Here is a 16,731-nt window from a genome sequence, read left to right as displayed (position 1 = left end):
CGGACTAATCTCAGGTCATGTCACGCGCAAGCCTGGACAAGGACCCGCACGAAGTCGCCGCGATGTTCGACGGTGTCGCGGACGGGTACGACCGGGCGAACTCGTTCATGACGTTCGGCTTCGACCGGCGCTGGCGCACCACCACCGCCCGCGTGCTCGACGCCCGCCGCGGCGAAAAGGTCCTGGACCTCGCCGCCGGCACCGGGGTGTCCACCGTCGAGTACGCCCGCGGGGGCGCCTGGTGCCTGGCCGCGGACTTCTCGTTCGGCATGCTGAAGGCCGGGCTGCACCGCCGGGTCCCGATGGTCGCGGCCGACGCGCTCCACCTGCCGTTCGCCGACGAGAGCTTCGACGCCGTGACGATCTCGCTCGCGCTGCGCAACTTCGTCGACACGAAGGCCGCGCTCACCGAGATCGCCCGGGTGGTCAAGCCGGGCGGCCGGCTGGTGATCTGCGAGGTCTCGACCCCGCCGTTCGCGCCCATCCGGTTCATCCACCGGCGGTTCATGCTCAAGCTGCTGACCTGGGTCGGCAAGCGGACGTCGTCGAACCCCGAGGCGTACTCCTACCTGGCCGAATCGATGCTGGCCTGGCCGGACCAGCGCACCCTCGGCGAGATCATCGCGAGCGCGGGCTGGGCGGACGTCGAGTGGTTGAACCTCACATTCGGCGTCGTGGCGATCCACCGCGCCCGAAAGCCTGCCTAAACTCGCGGGTATGAGCCGTCGTAGCCCAGATCAGGACGCCGAAGTCATCGTCGTCGGCGCCGGACCCGCCGGGTCCACCGTGGCCACCTACCTGGCCCGCGCGGGCGTCGACGTCCTCCTGCTGGAGAAGACCGAATTCCCGCGCGAGAAGGTCTGCGGCGACGGCCTGACCCCGCGTGGCGTCAAGCAGCTCATCGACCTGGGCATCGATACGAGCGAGGACGCGGGCTGGGTGCACAGCCGCGGCCTGCGGATCCTCACCGGCGACCTCACGCTCGAGCTCGACTGGCCGGACCTGACCAGCTACCCGCCGTACGGCGTGTCCCGCACCCGCCACGACTTCGACGATCTGCTGGCGAAGCTCGCGGTGAAGGCGGGTGCGCGGCTCTACGAACGCACGACCGTCACGAGCGCGATCACGAACGCGAGCGGGCGTGTGGTCGGCGTCGAGGCGAAGGTCGGCCCGGAGCGGACGCCGGTGAAGTACTACGCGCCGCTCGTCCTGGCCTGCGACGGCGTGTCCGCGCGACTCGCGCTGAGCGTCGGCATCCAGAAGAACGAGAAGCGCCCGATGGGTGTCGCGGTGCGCCAGTACTACAAGAGCCCGCGCCACGACGACCCGTTCATCGAGGGCCACCTCGAGCTGTGGGATCGCTCCGACCCGCGGAACCCGAAGCTGCTGCCGGGCTACGGCTGGGCGTTCCCGCTCGGCGACGGCACGGTGAACGTCGGCCTCGGCATGCTGTCGACGTCGGCCTCGTTCCGGAACACCGACTACCGCGCGCTGCTGCGCCAGTGGCTCGACGGGACGCCGGAGGAGTGGGGCTACCGCGAGGAGAACGCGATCGGCAAGGTCGGCGGCGCCGGCCTCCCGATGGGCTTCAACCGCACCCCGCACTACCGCGACGGCCTGCTGCTGCTCGGCGACGCCGGTGGCATGGTCAGCCCGTTCAACGGCGAAGGCATCTCGGCCGCGATGGAGTCCGCGCAGATCGCCGCGGAGGTCGTCGTGCAGGCTCTGGCGCGCCGCGAAGGCCCTTCGCGGGAGCGGGCGCTGGAGGCGTACCCGCGGGCCGTGGGCGAGCTGATGGGCGGCTACTACCAGCTGGGCAACGTCTTCGCGAAGATCATCGGGAAGCCGAAGATCATGCACGCGTGCACCAAGTACGGGCTGCGCATCAACAAGCTGTTGCCGCTGGTCTACAAGGGCCTCTCGGGTTGCTACGACGCCAAGGGCGGCGACGGCGTCGACCGCCTGATCTCGGCTCTGGCGAAGGTGACCCCGAGCCCGCGCTGACCGGATTTCCCGAGAGCCGGGCACGGTTCCCGTGCCGGGCTTTCTCGCGCGGACACACGAGTGGCGTAACAAGTTGGCCGTGCGGTCAGTGGGATAGATCACAGGTCAGCGCCCGTTTTGTCCCTCCGGAAAGCGATCTTGAACGCCTTTCGCGCAGGTCGCGCGCGCGGTGTTGCCGACCCGTGACAACGATGGCGCCGGAACTTAGGCGACCCTCATAACACGGGGTACTAGGGACAAGAGTGTGAGTCGCGTCCTAGACTCCCCCCATGCTTTGTGAATCCCTTCACATCCGCGACGAGTGGCTTGTGAACTATTTCACAAGCACGCAGTGTTTTTCCTCCAGGTCCAGCCACGGGCCGTAAGGAGACCCTGACCCTCGGCGGTGTGACCCAGGTCCCTTAGGGTGCCGACGAGGCTCAAGCGGTTCCCACCACAAGCAAAACCGCAGCGGCGCGGAAAGGATGGCGAAGACCCCGTGCTGACGTTGCTGACCCGAACCGAGACGGTGCAGCTGGCTCAAGAGGCCCCGAGCCTGAAGCCCTACCTGCCCCTGGTCCTGTTGTTCGTGCTGGCGCTCGGGTTTGCCGTGCTGTCGGTGCTCCTGGGCCCGCTCGTGGGTCCCAGTCGCTACAACAAGGCCAAGCTCGAGGCCTACGAGTGCGGCATCGAACCGTCCCCGCAGCCGCTCGTCGGCGCCGGGCGGATGCCGGTGGCGTACTACATCACCGCAATGATGTTCATCCTGTTCGACATCGAGATGGTCTTCCTCTACCCGTTCGCCGTGCAGGCGGACGCGCTGGGCACGTTCGGCCTGGTGGAGATCCTGCTGTTCATCGCGACGGTCGGCTTCGCGTACGCCTACGTGTGGCGGCGCGGCGGCCTGGATTGGAACTAGACCCATGGGCCTCGAAGAGAAACTCCCCAACGGCATCCTGCTGGCCAGTCTCGAAGGCCTCGTCAACTGGTCGCGGAAGAACTCGATGTGGCCGGCCACCTTCGGGCTCGCCTGCTGCGCGATCGAGATGATGACCGTCGGCGGTTCCCGCTACGACATCGCCCGCTTCGGCATGGAGCGCTTCAGCGCCACGCCGCGCCAGGCCGACCTGATGATCGTCGCCGGCCGGGTCACCCAGAAGATGGCCCCGGTCCTGCGCCAGATCTACGACCAGATGGCCGAGCCCAAGTGGGTGCTGGCCATGGGCGTCTGCGCCTCCTCCGGCGGCATGTTCAACAACTACGCCGTGGTCCAGGGCGTCGACCACATCGTGCCGGTCGACATGTACCTGCCCGGCTGCCCGCCGCGGCCGGAGATGCTGCTGGACGCGATCCTCAAGCTGCACGCCAAGATCCAGGACGAGCCGATCAACGCCCGCCGCGCCGCCATCCGCGCCGCCAGCGGGGCGCGGACCGAGCTCGTCGCGTCGTCGATCAAGTACGCGAAGAAGTAGAGCGATGACTGAGAACCCCCAACCCGGCGAAGAGCAGTCGAGCGCCGAACGCGCCGAAACCGGCCTGACGGCTAAGGGCCCGGGCTCGGCGGAGGCCGTGGTCACCGGCCGCGAGCGCCAGGGCATGTTCGGCGTCCACGGCACCGGCGACACCTCCGGCTACGGCGGCGTCCGGCTCCCGGCGTACAGCCCGGCGCCGGCCGAGCGCCCGTACGGCGGCTGGTTCGACGCCTTCGCCGACGAGTTCTACGCCGCGCTGGCCGAGCGCAAGATCCCCGCCGAGGCGATCCTCCAGACGACGGTCGACCGCGGCGAGATCACCTTCTACGTCGCCCGCGAGCACCTGCCCGCGATCGCCAAGACGCTGCGCGACGACGGCGGCCTCCGGTTCGAGCTGCTGTCCTCGGTGTCCGGTGTGGACTACGGCGTCGACGTTCCGCAGCGGCTGCACGCGGTCTACCACTTCACGTCGCTGACCTACCGGCGCCGGATCCGGCTCGAGGTCACCCTCGACGTCGAGGACGCGCACGTGCCGTCGCTGGTGGAGACCTACCCGACCGCCGACTGGCAGGAACGGGAGGCCTGGGACATGTTCGGGATCGTCTTCGACGGCCACCCGGCGCTGACCCGGATCCTGATGCCGGACGACTGGGACGGCCACCCCCAGCGCAAGGACTACCCGCTCGGCGGGATCCCGGTCGAATACAAGGGCGCGGAGATCCCGCCGCCGGACCAGCGGAGGTCGTACTCGTGAGCACCGAAAACCTGTCGGACGTCACGACCGGCACGTCGACGACCGAGACCGGCAGCGACAGCACGGACAACGTCAACTACGCCGATTCCCGTGACACCACCGAAGGCCGCGTCTACTCGGTCTCCGGCGGCGACTGGGACGACGTCATCGCCGACGCCGCGCACGACGAGCGCATGGTCATCAACATGGGCCCGCAGCACCCGTCGACGCACGGCGTGCTCCGGCTCGTGCTGGAGATGGAGGGCGAGACCGTCACGCAGCTGCGGTCGGTCATCGGCTACCTCCACACCGGCATCGAGAAGAACTGCGAGTACCGGACCTGGACCCAGGGCGTCACCTTCGTGACGCGCATGGACTACCTGGCCCCGCTTTCGACGGAGATGGCGTACTGCCTCGGTGTCGAGAAGCTGCTGCAGATCGAGGCCCCGCGCCGCGCGCAGCTGCTGCGCGTGATGCTGCTGGAGATCAACCGGATCGGCTCGCACCTCGTCTACATCGCCACCGGTGGCATGGAGCTCGGCGCCACCACCGCGATGACGCTCGGTTTCCGCGAGCGCGAAGAGGTGTTGCACCTGCTGGAGCACCTGACCGGCCTGCGGATGAACCACGCGTTCATCCGCCCCGGCGGCCTCGCGCAGGACATGCCGGCCGACTACGTCGAGGTCGTCAAGGCGTTCATCAAGACCATGAAGGAACGCCTTCCGCTGTACGACAAGCTCTTCACCGGGCAGCCGATCTGGCGCAACCGGCTCAAGGGTGTCGGGTACCTGCCGGTCGACGCGTGCCTCGCGCTCGGCGTCACCGGCCCGGTGCTGCGGTCCGCGGGCCTGCCGTGGGACCTGCGCAAGACCGAGCCGTACTCCTGCTACGACGAGTTCGACTTCGACGTCCCGGTCGACAACGGCGCCGACTGCTGGTCGCGCTACCTGATCCGGGTGCACGAGATGCACGAGAGCCTCAAGATCATCGAGCAGTGCCTGGAGAAGCTCGAGCCGGGCCCGGTCATGGTCGAGGACAAGAAGGTCGCCTGGCCCGCGCAGCTGTCCATCGGCAGCGACGGCATGGGCAACTCGCTCGAGCACGTCAAGAAGATCATGGGCCAGTCGATGGAGTCCCTGATCCACCACTTCAAGCTGGTCACCGAGGGCTTCAAGGTGCCGGCCGGGCAGGTCTACACCTCGGTCGAGTCGCCGCGCGGCGAGCTGAGCGCGCACCTGGTGTCCGACGGCGGCACCCGGCCGCTGCGGGTCCACGTGCGCGAACCGAGCTTCGTGAACCTGCAGTCGATGCCCGCCATGGCCGAGGGCGGCCTGGTCGCCGACGTGATCGCCGCCATCGCCTCGATCGACCCCGTCATGGGGGGAGTGGACCGATGACCACAGCAGTTCCCGAGCCGGGCCCCCACTACGCCGCGGCAACGCACGCGGCGACCGGCCCGGACACCGACGTCGTCGCCATCGCGCCGGACCCCGATGTCGCCGCCGGCATCATCACCGAGACGCCGCTGGAAGACATCTTCGACGCGGACATCCACGCCAAGGCGCAGGACCTGATCGCGCGCTACCCGATGTCCCGCTCGGCGCTGCTGCCGATGCTGCACCTCGTGCAGTCGGTGCAGGGGTACGTCAGCCAGGAGGGCATCGCGTTCTGCGCGCGGCAGCTCGACCTGTCCGACGCCGAGGTCAGCGCGGTCGCGACGTTTTACACGATGTACAAGCGGCGTCCGTGCGGCGAGCACCTCGTGAGCGTCTGCACCAACACGCTGTGCGCGGCCATGGGCGGCGACGCGATCTACAAGAAGCTCCAGACGCACCTCGGTTCCGAGGAACAGCCGCTGGGGCACAACGAGACCGCGGGCACGCCGAACGAGCCGGGCTCGATCACCCTCGAGCACGCCGAGTGCCTCGCGGCCTGCGACCTCGCGCCGGTCATCCAGGTCAACTACGAGTACTTCGACAACCAGACCGAGGAGAAGGCCGTCGCGCTGGTCGACGCGCTGCAGGCGGGCAAGAAGCCGGCCCCGACGCGCGGTGCCCCGCTGACGAACTTCAAGGGCGCCGAGCTGCAGCTCGCCGGGTTCTTCCCGGAGGACGAGCGGACCTACCGCAAGGACGTCGACGGCCCCTCGCAGGCCGTCGAGACGCTGCGGGGCGCGAAGCTCGCGCAGGAGCGCGGCTGGGTCGCGCCCGTCGCCCAGGACGTTCCGCTCCCTGAAGTGGAGAAGAAGTAATGGCTGATCCCATCACTCCGGTCCTCACGAAGCGCTGGCTGTCGCCGAACTCCTGGCAGATCGGCACGTACGAGGCTCTCGAGGGCTACACCGCCGTCCGCAAGGCCCTGGCCGGGACGCCGGAGCAGCTCGTCCAGCTGGTCAAGGACTCGGGCCTGCGCGGCCGCGGCGGCGCGGGCTTCCCGGCCGGCATCAAGTGGTCGTTCATGCCGCCGAACTTCGACAAGCCGCACTACCTGGTGATCAACGCCGACGAGGGCGAGCCGGGCACGTGCAAGGACATCCCGCTGATGATGGCGGACCCGCACTCGCTCATCGAGGGCTGCATCATCGCCTCGTACGCGATGCGCTCCAACCACTGCTTCATCTACGTCCGCGGCGAGGCGCTGCACTGCATCCGCCGCCTCAACGCGGCCGTGCGCGAAGCCGAAGCGGCGGGCTACCTGGGCGAGAACATCCTCGGCTCGGGCTTCGACCTGAAGATCACCGTCCACGCGGGCGCGGGCGCGTACATCTGCGGCGAAGAGACGGCGCTGCTCGACTCGCTGGAAGGCCGTCGTGGCCAGCCGCGGCTCAAGCCGCCGTTCCCCGCCGCCGCGGGTCTGTACGCCGCGCCGACCACGGTCAACAACGTCGAGACCATCGCGAGCGCGCCGTTCATCGTCAACGGCGGCTCGAGCTGGTTCCGCGAGATGGGCCGCGAAAAGTCGCCCGGCCCGAAGATCTACTCGATCTCCGGCCACGTCGAGAAGCCCGGCCAGTACGAGTGCCCGCTGGGTACGACCCTGCGCGAGCTGCTGGACATGGCGGGCGGCATGAAGGACGGCATCCCGCTCAAGTTCTGGACCCCCGGCGGCTCGTCCACCCCGATGTTCACCGCGGAGCACCTCGACGTTCCCCTGGACTTCGAAGGCGCGGCGGAAGCCGGGTCGATGCTGGGCACCACCGCCGTCCAGGTCTTCAACGAGACCGTGTCGGTGCCGTGGGCCGTGATGAAGTGGACGCAGTTCTACGAGCACGAGTCCTGCGGCAAGTGCACGCCGTGCCGCGAAGGCACGTACTGGCTGGCGCAGATCCTCGAGCGGATGGTCGAGGGCCACGGCACCGAGGAGGACATCGACACCCTCCTCGACGTCTGCGACAACATCCTCGGCCGGTCGTTCTGCGCCCTCGGCGACGGCGCGGTGTCGCCGATCACCAGTGGCATCAAGTACTTCCGGGACGAGTTCCTCGCGCTGTGCGAGAAGAACCGGCACGAACAGACCAAGCCCGAACTCGTGGGAGCGCAGGCATGACGATCGCGCCCGACAAGCCAGAGACCCAGGAGACGCCGGTCCCCGAAGGCCACGTCAAGCTGGTCATCGACGGCGAAGAGGTCATCGCCCCCAAGGGTGAGCTCCTCATCCGCACGGCCGAGCGCCTCGGCACGGTCATCCCGCGGTTCTGCGACCACCCGCTCCTCTCCCCGGCCGGCGCCTGCCGCCAGTGCCTGGTCGAGGTCGAGATGGGCGGCCGGCCGATGCCGAAGCCGCAGGCGTCCTGCACGATGACCGTCGCCGACGGCATGGTCGTCAAGACGCAGCTGACCTCGCCGGTCGCGGACAAGGCCCAGCAGGGCGTGATGGAGCTCCTGCTCATCAACCACCCGCTGGACTGCCCGATCTGCGACAAGGGCGGCGAGTGCCCGCTGCAGAACCAGGCGCTGGCCCACGGCCGCACCGAGTCCCGGTTCGTCGACACCAAGCGGACGTTCCCGAAGCCGCTGCCGATCTCGACGCAGGTGCTGCTGGACCGCGAACGCTGCGTGCTGTGCCAGCGCTGCACCCGGTTCTCCAGCGAGATCGCCGGCGACCCGTTCATCGAGCTCCTCGAACGCGGTGCCCACCAGCAGATCGGCACCGCGGAGACGGCGGACGTGCTCGACATGGCGTCGCGGACGACGTCCGGCCAGCCGTTCCAGTCCTACTTCTCCGGCAACGTCATCCAGATCTGCCCGGTCGGCGCCCTGACCAGCGCCGCCTACCGGTTCCGCTCCCGCCCGTTCGACCTGGTGTCCGCGCCCAGCGTGTGCGAGCACTGCTCGTCCGGCTGCGCCGAGCGCACCGACTTCCGGCGCGGCAAGGTCCAGCGCAAGCTGGCCGGCGACGACCCCGAAGTCAACGAAGAGTGGATCTGCGACAAGGGCCGCTTCGCCTTCCGCTACACGACGGCCGACGACCGCATCCGGCGTCCGCTGGTCCGCAACCGCGAGACCGGTGAGCTGGAAGAAGCGTCCTGGACCGACGCGCTGCGCGCCGCGGCCGCCGGGCTCGTCGAAGCCCGGTCGAACGGCGGCGTCGGCGTCCTGCCCGGTGGCCGGCTGACCGTCGAGGACGCCTACGCGTACTCGAAGTTCGCCCGCGTCGCCCTGCAGACGAACGACGTCGACTTCCGCGCCCGCCCGCACTCGGCCGAGGAACTCGCGTTCCTCACCTCGCACGTCGTGGGCGTGACGCCGGACTCCGGCGTCACCTTCGGCGAGATCGAGCGGGCCCGCACGGTCCTGTGCGTCGCCTTCGAGCCCGAGGACGAAGCCCCGATCGTGTTCCTGCGGCTGCGCAAGGCGGCCCGCCGGAACAAGACCCGGGTCGTCCACTTGGGACAGTGGACGACGTCGTCGGTGCGCAAGACGTTCGGCGAGCTGCTCGCGTGCGTCCCCGGCCAGGAAGCCGCCGCCGTCGAGGGCATCGCCAAGCACGCGCCGGACCTCGACGAGTCCCTGCGCGGCGAAGGCGCCGTCGTCCTGGTCGGTGAACGCGCCGCCGCGGTCCCCGGCCTGTTCGCCGCCCTGCACGACCTGGTCGAGCGCACCGGCGTCCGGCTCGCGTGGATCCCGCGCCGCGCCGGCGACCGGGGCGCGCTGGAGACCGGCTGCGTGCCGTCGCTGCTGCCCGGCGGCCGCCGGGTCGGCGACGACGCCGCCCGCGTCGCCGTCGAAAACGCCTGGGGCGTCCCGCTCCCGGCCACCCCGGGCCGCGACACCACCGACATCCTGCTGGCCGCTTCGGCCGGTGAGCTCGGTGGCCTGGTCGTCGGCGGCGTCGACCCCTACGACCTGCCGGACCCGGACCTCGCGCTGCGCGCGCTGGACACCGCCGGGTTCGTGGTCAGCCTCGAACTGCGGCACAGCGCGGTGACCGAGCGCGCGGACGTCGTGCTCCCGGTGGCCGCGTCGGACGAGAAGGCGGGCAGCTACCTCAACTGGGAGGGCCGCACCCGCCCGTTCGACGTCACCCTCGAAGGCACCGGCACCCTGCCGGACTGCCGGGTGCTCGACACCCTCGCCGTCGAGATGGACGTGGACCTGTTCACGCAGACGCCGGCCGCCGCGCGCGGTGACTTCGAGAAGCTGGGCCAGGCCTCGGCGCTGCGCTGGGGCCACGTCGCCGCCGAGGTCGCGCCGCCCGCGACGCCGGGTGCCGGCCAGGCGATCCTGTCGACCTGGCGCCAGCTGATCGACAACGGGTCCCTGCAGGACGGCGAGCCGCACCTCAAGGGCACCCAGCGCACCCCGGTCGCGCGGCTGTCCGCGAAGACCGCGGAAGGCCTGGGCGTCACCGTGAAGGTGAGCACCGAACGCGGTGCGATCACGCTGCCGGTGGAGATCGCGGACCTGCCCGACGGCGTCGTGTGGCTGCCGGGCAACTCCGACGGCTCCGCCGTGGCCAAGACGCTCGGTGCCGGACACGGCGCCGTCGTGAACCTCGCTGGAGGTGGGCAATGACCCCGCTGCTGACCGAAGCTGCTGTCGGGAGTGTTCCGGACGCGGCCACGCGGGCGGCGCTGCTGGCGGACGACCCGTTGTGGCTGATCCTGCTCAAGTGCGTGGTCATCCTGCTGATCGGGCCGATCCTGACGATCTTCCTGATCGTCTGGGAGCGCAAGGCGGTCGGCCGGATGCAGAACCGGCCCGGCCCCAACCGCGTCGGCCCCGGCGGTTACCTGCAGTCCCTGGCGGACGCGATCAAGCTGCCGTTCAAGGAACAGATCATCCCGGACACCGCCGACCGCAAGGTGTACTTCCTCGCCCCGGTCGTCTGCGTGGTGCCTTCGCTGATCGCGCTCTCGGCCATCCCGTTCGGCCCGGTCGTGTCGATCTTCGGTGAGCGGACCGTCCTCCAGCTGCTCGACCTGCCGGTCAGCGCGCTGGTGATCCTGGCCTGCTCCTCGATCGGCGTCTACGGCATCGTGCTCGCCGGCTGGTCGTCCGGCTCGCCGTACCCGCTGCTCGGCGGCATGCGCAGCGCGGCGCAGGTGATCTCCTACGAAATCGCGATGGGCCTGTCGATCGTCGCGGTGATCCTGCAGGCCGGGTCGCTGAACCTGGCCGACATCGTCGCCAAGCAGCAGCCGGCGTGGTTCCTCTACCTGATCCCGAGCTTCGTGATCTACCTGATCTCGATGGTCGGCGAGACCAACCGTGCCCCGTTCGACCTCCCCGAGGCCGAATCGGAGCTGGTCGGCGGCTTCCACACCGAGTACAGCTCGATGAAGTTCGCGATGTTCTTCCTCGCCGAGTACGTCAACATGGTGATCGTCTCGGCGTTCGCGACGACGCTGTTCCTCGGCGGCTGGATGGCCCCGTGGCCGCTGTCGCTGATCGGGAACAACGTGCTCAACACCGGCTGGTGGCCGGTGCTGTGGTTCTTCGCGAAGATGTTCGTCCTGCTGTTCGGGTTCATCTGGCTGCGCGGCACGCTGCCCCGCCTGCGCTACGACCAGTTCATGCGCCTGGGCTGGAAGGTCCTGGTCCCGCTGAACCTGGTGTGGATCATCATGGTGACCTTCGCGAAGGTCATCACCTGGAACACCGCGTCCATCATCATCGCCGCGGTCGCGATCTTCATCGTCGTCGCGCTGTTCTTCTACGTCCGCGCCGCGGGCCGGGAAGAAGAGAGCGAGAGCGTCCCGGTGACCGGCGGCGGGTTCCCGGTTCCGCCGCTGGACCTCAAGGTTCCGCAGACCACCCCGCGTCAGAAGGCTTTGGCCAAGGCCGAGGCGAAGGCGGCCCGCCGCAAGCCGGCGGCCGTCGGTACCGCACAGGAAGGGGCACAAGATGGGGTTTCTTGATCCCGTCAAGGGCTTCGGCGTCACCTTCGGGATGATGTTCAAGAAGGTCGCCACCGAGGAGTACCCGGAGGCCGGCGCTCCCGCCGCCCCGCGTTACCACGGCCGGCACCAGCTGAACCGCCACCCGGACGGCCTCGAGAAGTGCGTCGGCTGCGAGCTGTGCGCGTGGGCGTGCCCGGCGGACGCGATCTTCGTCGAGGGCGGTGACAACACCGAGGAAGCCCGGTTCTCGCCGGGCGAGCGGTACGGCGCGGACTACCAGATCAACTACCTGCGCTGCATCGGCTGCGGCCTCTGCATCGAGGCGTGCCCGACCCGGTCGCTGACGATGATCAACTTCTACGAGCTGGCCGACGACGACCGCCAGCGGCTGATCTACACGAAGGAAGACCTGCTCGCCCCGCTGCTGCCCGGCATGGAGCAGCCGCCGCACCCGATGCGGCTCGGCGAGAACGAGCAGGACTACTACGTGAACGGCCCGCAGCTCGAAGCACGCTTCTCCGCTGAGAGCTCATCGACACAGCTGGCTCGCGGGGAGGGCGTCAAGTGATCACCGCCCTCTTGGCCGCGGCGCCGAACGCGTCCGCGGGTGTCTCCACCGGCGAAGCGATCGCGTTCTGGGTCCTCGGCCCGGTCTCGCTGCTCGGCGCGCTCGGCATGATCTTCTCCCGCAACGCCGTCCACTCGGCGCTGTGGCTGGTGCTGACCATGCTGAGCCTGGGCGCGCTGTACATGATCCAGTCGGCGCCGTTCCTGGGCTTCACGCAGATCATCGTCTACACCGGCGCGATCATGATGCTGTTCCTGTTCGTGCTGATGCTGGTCGGCCGGGAGAGCTCGGACTCGGTCGTCGAAGTCCTGCGTGGACAGCGGCTCGCCGCGACGGTGCTCGGCATCGGGCTCGCCGCGCTGCTGGCCACCGGCATCTACCGGGCCATGGAGAACGTCACCCCGGCCATCCCGCTCGACTCGGCCACCCCGGCGGGCGGCGGGCCGAAGGGCCTCGGCCGGCTGATCTTCACCGACTACCTGTTCCCGTTCGAGCTGACGTCGGCGCTGCTCATCACCGCCGCCATCGGCACGATGGTGCTGGCCTTCACCGACCGGCACGGCAAGGGCGGCAAGCTCACGCAGAAGGAGCTCGTCCTGCTGCGCTTCCGCGGCGAGCACGACCGGCCGTCGCCGCTGCCCGGCCCGGGTGTCTTCGCCACCGCCAACTCGGTGGCCACCCCGGCGCTGCTGCCGGACGGCTCGATCGCGCCGGAGTCGCTGTCGGCGATCATCGAGTCGACCTCGGCGATCGAGCTGGCGAAGGAACGCAAGCTCGTCGCCGACGAGGGTCCGCACGCGGACGCGCACGCGCTGGTCGGCTCCGAGGGTGCTTCGAAAGCCCCGGAAGCCTCGGAAGGGGAGAAGGCATGACCCCCACGTACTACCTGCTGCTGTCGGCGCTGCTGTTCGCGCTCGGCGCGGTCGGCGTGCTGGTGCGGCGCAACGCGATCGTCGTGTTCATGTGCATCGAGCTGATGCTCAACGCCGTGAACCTGTCGCTGGTCACCTTCGCCCGGATCAACGGCGGGCTCGACGGCCAGATCATGGCGTTCTTCGTCATGGTCGTCGCGGCCGCCGAGGTCGTGGTCGGCCTGGCGATCATCATGGCCATCTTCCGCACCCGGCGCTCGGCCTCGGTCGACGACACCAACCTGCTGAAGTACTGAGGGAGAGACCGAGTGACCGCATCATCGTGGCTGCTGGTGGCCCTCCCCGGCCTCGGCGCGCTGATCCTGCTGCTGGCGGGTAAGCGGGCCAAGGCCTGGGGGCATCTGCTCGGCTGTGCCACCGTCACCCTCGCCTTCGTCTACGGCCTGATCCTGTTCTTCACCGCCGACACGGGCACCACGACCGACACCAAGGTGTACTCGTGGATCCCGGTCGGCCAGCTGCAGGTGGACTTCGGGCTGCGGATCGACGCGCTGTCGCTGACGTTCGTGCTGCTCATCACCGGCGTCGGCATGCTGATCCACTACTACTCGATCGGCTACATGGCCGACGACGAGGGCCGGTACCGCTTCTTCGCGTACCTGAACCTTTTCGTCGCCTCGATGCTGATCCTGGTGCTGGGCAACAGCTTCGTGACGCTGTACCTCGGCTGGGAAGGCGTGGGTCTCGCCTCCTACCTGCTCATCGGCTGGTACCAGGGCCGCCCGTCCGCCGCGACCGCGGCGAAGAAGGCGTTCCTGATGAACCGCGTCGGCGACGTCGGGCTCGCGCTGGCCATCTTCATCATGTTCAAGTACGCCGGCTCCACCGGCTACGCGCAGGTCTTCCAGGCGGTTGCCGACGGCAAGTTCTCGACGGGCGCGATCACCGCGATGGCGATCCTGCTCCTGCTGGGCGCCTGCGGTAAGTCCGGCCAGTTCCCGCTGCAGGCGTGGCTCCCGGACGCGATGGAGGGCCCGACCCCGGTGTCGGCCCTGATCCACGCGGCGACGATGGTGACCGCGGGTGTCTACCTGGTGGCCCGCTCGAAGGACATCTTCAACGCCACCGAAGACGGCCGCCTGATCGTCACGCTGGTCGGCACGGTGACCCTGCTGCTCGGGTGCATCATCGGCTGCGCGTACGACGACATCAAGAAGGTCCTCGCGTACTCCACGGTCAGCCAGATCGGCTACATGATGCTGGCCGTCGGGCTCGGGCCCATCGCCTACGCGCTGGGCATCATGCACCTGGTCGCGCACGGCTTCTTCAAAGCCGGGCTGTTCCTCGGGGCCGGGTCGGTCATGCACGGCATGAACGACGAGGTCGACATGCGGAAGTTCGGCGGGCTGCGCAAGCACATGCCGATCACCTTCATCACCTTCGGGCTCGGCTACCTGGCCCTGATCGGCATCCCGCCGCTGTCGGGCTTCTTCACCAAGGACGCGATCATCGAAGCGGCGTTCGGCCAGGGCGGCTGGCGCGGCTGGGTGATGGGCGGCGCGGCGCTGCTCGGCGCCGGGCTCACCGCCTTCTACATGACCCGCCTGATGATGATGACGTTCTTCGGCAAGGAGCGCTGGAAGGACATCAAGTCCTCCGACGGCCGGGACTTCCACCCGCACGAGTCGAAGGCGATCATGTGGATCCCGATGGCGGTCCTGGCGGTCGGCTCGGTCGGCGCCGGCGCGTTCTTCGCCCTCGGCGATCGCTTCTCCGAGTGGCTGACTCCCTCGGTCGGCAAGCTGGAGGAAGCGCACCACGCGCCGTTCGACGCCTGGGTGATCTCCGTCGCCGCGATCGTGTTCTCGGTGCTGGGTGTGCTGATCGCGGCCCTGATCTTCCGCCGTGACGTCCCGGTCGAGCAGCCCCAGCGGGTCTCGTTCGTCACCCGGGCCGCGCGCAAGGACCTGTACGGCAACACCCTCAACGAGACGCTGGTCGCCCGCCCGGGCACCTGGCTCTCGCGAGCGCTGGTGTTCGTCGACAACCGCGGCGTCGACGGCGCGGTCAACGGCCTGGCCGCCTCCCTCGGCGGCGGCTCCGGCCGGCTGAGGCGGCTCCAGACCGGGTTCGTCCGGTCCTACGCCCTGTCGATGCTGGGCGGCACGTTCCTGCTTCTGGCGGCTCTCCTGCTGGTGAGGTTCTCCTGATGACCTGGTTGCTCATCCTCATCCTGGTGCCGCTCGCCGGCTCCCTGGTGCTGGCGTTCCTCAAGGGGAACGACCGCGCCGCGGTGCTGGCCGCGCTGGCGTTCTCGATCCTCGAGTTCCTGCTGATCATCCCGTTCTGGCTCAGCTACTCGCCTTCGGGCGCGCGGCTGCAGATGACGTCGAGCTTCGACTGGATCCCCAGCTTCGGCGTGCACATCGCGTTCGGCACCGACGGCATCTCGCTGATCATGATCGCGGTGATCGCGCTCCTGGTGCCGATCGTCGTCGGCGGGCTCGGCACGCTGGACAAGCTCCCGGCGGGCCGCAGCGCGGGCGGGTTCCTCTCGCTGATCCTGCTGCAGGAGGCGCTCACGATCGGCGTGTTCGCCGCGACCGACGTCTTCCTGTTCTACGTGCTGTTCGAGATCATGCTGATCCCGATGTACTTCCTGATCGGCGGCTACGGCGGCGCGAACCGGCAGTACGCGGCGGTGAAGTTCTTCCTCTACTCGTTCCTCGGCGGCCTGATCATGCTGGCGTCGGCGATCGGGGCTTACTCGCTGGCGGCGGACAAGCTCGGCAAGGGCACGTTCGACTGGGCCACGCTGGTGACGGTGGTGCGCGACGCGCCGCTGTCCACGCAGATCTGGCTGTTCCTCGGGTTCTTCCTGGCGTTCGCGATCAAGGCGCCGCTGGTGCCGTTCCACACCTGGCTGCCGGACGCGGCGGGGGAGGCGCCGATCGGCGTCGCCGTCCTGCTGGTCGGCGTGCTGGACAAGGTCGGCACCTTCGGGTTCCTGCGCTACTGCCTGCCGATGTTCCCGGACGCGAGCCGGACCCTGGCGCCGCTGGTGCTGGTGCTCTCGGTGATCGGCGTCCTCTACGGATCGATCCTCGCCGCGGGGCAGCGGGACATGAAGCGGTTCATCGCCTACGTCTCCATCGCGCACTTCGGCTTCATCTCGCTGGGCATCTTCGCGTTCAACGAGCAGGCGATGGTCGGCTCGGCGACGTACATGCTGAACCACAGCCTCGCCACCGGCATGCTGATCGTGGTGATCGGCCTGGTGATCGCGCGCGGCGGGTCGTCCCGCATCTCGGACTACGGCGGCATGGCGAAGGTGACCCCGCTGCTGGCGGGCCTGTTCCTCCTCGCGGGACTGTCCACGCTTTCGCTGCCGGGTACCAACTCCTTCGTCTCGGAGTTCCTGGTGCTCATCGGATCCTTTGTGGACCAGCCGGTGTACACGATCCTCGCCACGGTGGGCATGGTCCTGGCCGCGGCGTACGTCCTGTGGCTCTACCAGCGGGTCTTCCAGGGACCGGTTCGCGGTGACGCTCTCGTGGGTGTCGGCGGCGGCCCGGGCACGGCGATCGCGCCGGAGCTGGGTGCGAAGAAAGCCATCCGCGACCTGAACGGCCGGGAGATCGCGATCCTCGCGCCGCTGGTCGTGCTGATCCTCGTTCTCGGCTTCTACCCGAAGCCGGTGCTCGACACAGTCACCCCGACGGTGCAGCAGACGCTGTCCGCGGTCCAGGGAGGCAAGTAAA

The 16,731-nt window shown here is 69.0% G+C and carries 15 protein-coding genes; all 15 read left to right on the top strand.

From position 1 onward, the window contains the following. The first annotated feature begins 17 nt into the window (after positions 1-17). The 15 genes from AB0F52_RS29195 (at position 18) to AB0F52_RS29125 (ending at position 16,730) form a co-directional block, all read left to right on the top strand. Complete coding sequence (locus AB0F52_RS29195; RefSeq protein ID WP_360177832.1) at positions 18-707, top strand: demethylmenaquinone methyltransferase; 690 nt, start codon at positions 18-20, stop codon at positions 705-707. A 10-nt stretch (positions 708-717) separates the two neighbouring features. Further along, positions 718-2,004, top strand: coding sequence for a geranylgeranyl reductase family protein (locus AB0F52_RS29190; RefSeq protein ID WP_360177829.1), 1,287 nt, complete (start codon positions 718-720; stop codon positions 2,002-2,004). Positions 2,005-2,482: 478 nt separating this feature from the next. Next, positions 2,483-2,902 (top strand): NADH-quinone oxidoreductase subunit A, encoded by a 420-nt coding sequence (locus AB0F52_RS29185; RefSeq protein WP_285987962.1) that lies wholly within the window; start codon positions 2,483-2,485, stop codon positions 2,900-2,902. A gap of 4 nt (positions 2,903-2,906) precedes the next feature. Further along, positions 2,907-3,455, top strand: a complete 549-nt coding sequence (locus AB0F52_RS29180) for an NADH-quinone oxidoreductase subunit B (protein WP_020643101.1) — start codon at positions 2,907-2,909, stop codon at positions 3,453-3,455. A gap of 4 nt (positions 3,456-3,459) precedes the next feature. Continuing rightward, positions 3,460-4,209 (top strand): NADH-quinone oxidoreductase subunit C, encoded by a 750-nt coding sequence (locus AB0F52_RS29175; protein ID WP_360177826.1) that lies wholly within the window; start codon positions 3,460-3,462, stop codon positions 4,207-4,209. Beyond that, positions 4,206-5,585, top strand: coding sequence for an NADH-quinone oxidoreductase subunit D (locus AB0F52_RS29170; RefSeq protein ID WP_360177823.1), 1,380 nt, complete (start codon positions 4,206-4,208; stop codon positions 5,583-5,585). Before AB0F52_RS29175 ends, AB0F52_RS29170 begins: the two co-directional genes overlap by 4 nt. Beyond that, positions 5,582-6,439 carry an NADH-quinone oxidoreductase subunit NuoE gene (gene nuoE / locus AB0F52_RS29165; RefSeq protein ID WP_360177820.1) on the top strand — a complete coding sequence of 286 codons (858 nt, stop codon included), beginning with the start codon at positions 5,582-5,584 and terminating at the stop codon, positions 6,437-6,439. The genes AB0F52_RS29170 and nuoE overlap by 4 nt, the downstream gene beginning before the upstream one ends. Next, the gene (gene nuoF, locus AB0F52_RS29160; protein WP_360177817.1) at positions 6,439-7,734 is read left to right on the top strand and encodes an NADH-quinone oxidoreductase subunit NuoF; all 1,296 of its coding nucleotides are present in this window, start codon (positions 6,439-6,441) and stop codon (positions 7,732-7,734) included. The genes nuoE and nuoF overlap by 1 nt, the downstream gene beginning before the upstream one ends. Further along, positions 7,731-10,202 (top strand): NADH-quinone oxidoreductase subunit G, encoded by a 2,472-nt coding sequence (locus tag AB0F52_RS29155; RefSeq protein WP_360177814.1) that lies wholly within the window; start codon positions 7,731-7,733, stop codon positions 10,200-10,202. Before nuoF ends, AB0F52_RS29155 begins: the two co-directional genes overlap by 4 nt. Beyond that, the gene (gene nuoH / locus AB0F52_RS29150) at positions 10,199-11,548 is read left to right on the top strand and encodes an NADH-quinone oxidoreductase subunit NuoH (RefSeq protein WP_360177811.1); all 1,350 of its coding nucleotides are present in this window, start codon (positions 10,199-10,201) and stop codon (positions 11,546-11,548) included. Before AB0F52_RS29155 ends, nuoH begins: the two co-directional genes overlap by 4 nt. Further along, complete coding sequence (nuoI, locus tag AB0F52_RS29145) at positions 11,535-12,098, top strand: NADH-quinone oxidoreductase subunit NuoI (RefSeq protein WP_103351837.1); 564 nt, start codon at positions 11,535-11,537, stop codon at positions 12,096-12,098. Before nuoH ends, nuoI begins: the two co-directional genes overlap by 14 nt. Further along, positions 12,095-12,970, top strand: coding sequence for an NADH-quinone oxidoreductase subunit J (locus AB0F52_RS29140; RefSeq protein WP_360177808.1), 876 nt, complete (start codon positions 12,095-12,097; stop codon positions 12,968-12,970). The genes nuoI and AB0F52_RS29140 overlap by 4 nt, the downstream gene beginning before the upstream one ends. Next, positions 12,967-13,266, top strand: coding sequence for an NADH-quinone oxidoreductase subunit NuoK (gene nuoK / locus AB0F52_RS29135; RefSeq protein ID WP_003081840.1), 300 nt, complete (start codon positions 12,967-12,969; stop codon positions 13,264-13,266). Before AB0F52_RS29140 ends, nuoK begins: the two co-directional genes overlap by 4 nt. Positions 13,267-13,278: 12 nt before the next feature. Next, the gene (gene nuoL, locus AB0F52_RS29130) at positions 13,279-15,180 is read left to right on the top strand and encodes an NADH-quinone oxidoreductase subunit L (protein ID WP_360177805.1); all 1,902 of its coding nucleotides are present in this window, start codon (positions 13,279-13,281) and stop codon (positions 15,178-15,180) included. Further along, positions 15,180-16,730: an NADH-quinone oxidoreductase subunit M gene (locus AB0F52_RS29125; protein ID WP_360177802.1), complete on the top strand. Its 1,551-nt coding sequence runs from the start codon at positions 15,180-15,182 to the stop codon at positions 16,728-16,730. The genes nuoL and AB0F52_RS29125 overlap by 1 nt, the downstream gene beginning before the upstream one ends. Position 16,731 lies beyond the last annotated feature (1 nt).

It is taken from the genome of Amycolatopsis sp. NPDC024027, from assembly GCF_040638975.1.
Lineage (GTDB): Bacteria > Actinomycetota > Actinomycetes > Mycobacteriales > Pseudonocardiaceae > Amycolatopsis.
This window is presented reverse-complemented; position numbering and strand designations above follow the sequence as displayed.

What these genes read in the sequence shown, in the direction of transcription:
- AB0F52_RS29195 (WP_360177832.1), top strand. Translation starts at nt 18, where the DNA reads ATGTCACGCGCAAGCCTGGACAAGGACCCGCACGAAGTCGCCGCGATG.
- AB0F52_RS29190 (WP_360177829.1), top strand. Translation starts at nt 718, where the DNA reads ATGAGCCGTCGTAGCCCAGATCAGGACGCCGAAGTCATCGTCGTCGGC.
- AB0F52_RS29180 (WP_020643101.1), top strand. Translation starts at nt 2,907, where the DNA reads ATGGGCCTCGAAGAGAAACTCCCCAACGGCATCCTGCTGGCCAGTCTC.
- AB0F52_RS29175 (WP_360177826.1), top strand. Translation starts at nt 3,460, where the DNA reads ATGACTGAGAACCCCCAACCCGGCGAAGAGCAGTCGAGCGCCGAACGC.
- nuoE (WP_360177820.1), top strand. Translation starts at nt 5,582, where the DNA reads ATGACCACAGCAGTTCCCGAGCCGGGCCCCCACTACGCCGCGGCAACG.
- nuoF (WP_360177817.1), top strand. Translation starts at nt 6,439, where the DNA reads ATGGCTGATCCCATCACTCCGGTCCTCACGAAGCGCTGGCTGTCGCCG.
- AB0F52_RS29155 (WP_360177814.1), top strand. Translation starts at nt 7,731, where the DNA reads ATGACGATCGCGCCCGACAAGCCAGAGACCCAGGAGACGCCGGTCCCC.
- nuoH (WP_360177811.1), top strand. Translation starts at nt 10,199, where the DNA reads ATGACCCCGCTGCTGACCGAAGCTGCTGTCGGGAGTGTTCCGGACGCG.
- nuoI (WP_103351837.1), top strand. Translation starts at nt 11,535, where the DNA reads ATGGGGTTTCTTGATCCCGTCAAGGGCTTCGGCGTCACCTTCGGGATG.
- nuoK (WP_003081840.1), top strand. Translation starts at nt 12,967, where the DNA reads ATGACCCCCACGTACTACCTGCTGCTGTCGGCGCTGCTGTTCGCGCTC.
- AB0F52_RS29125 (WP_360177802.1), top strand. Translation starts at nt 15,180, where the DNA reads ATGACCTGGTTGCTCATCCTCATCCTGGTGCCGCTCGCCGGCTCCCTG.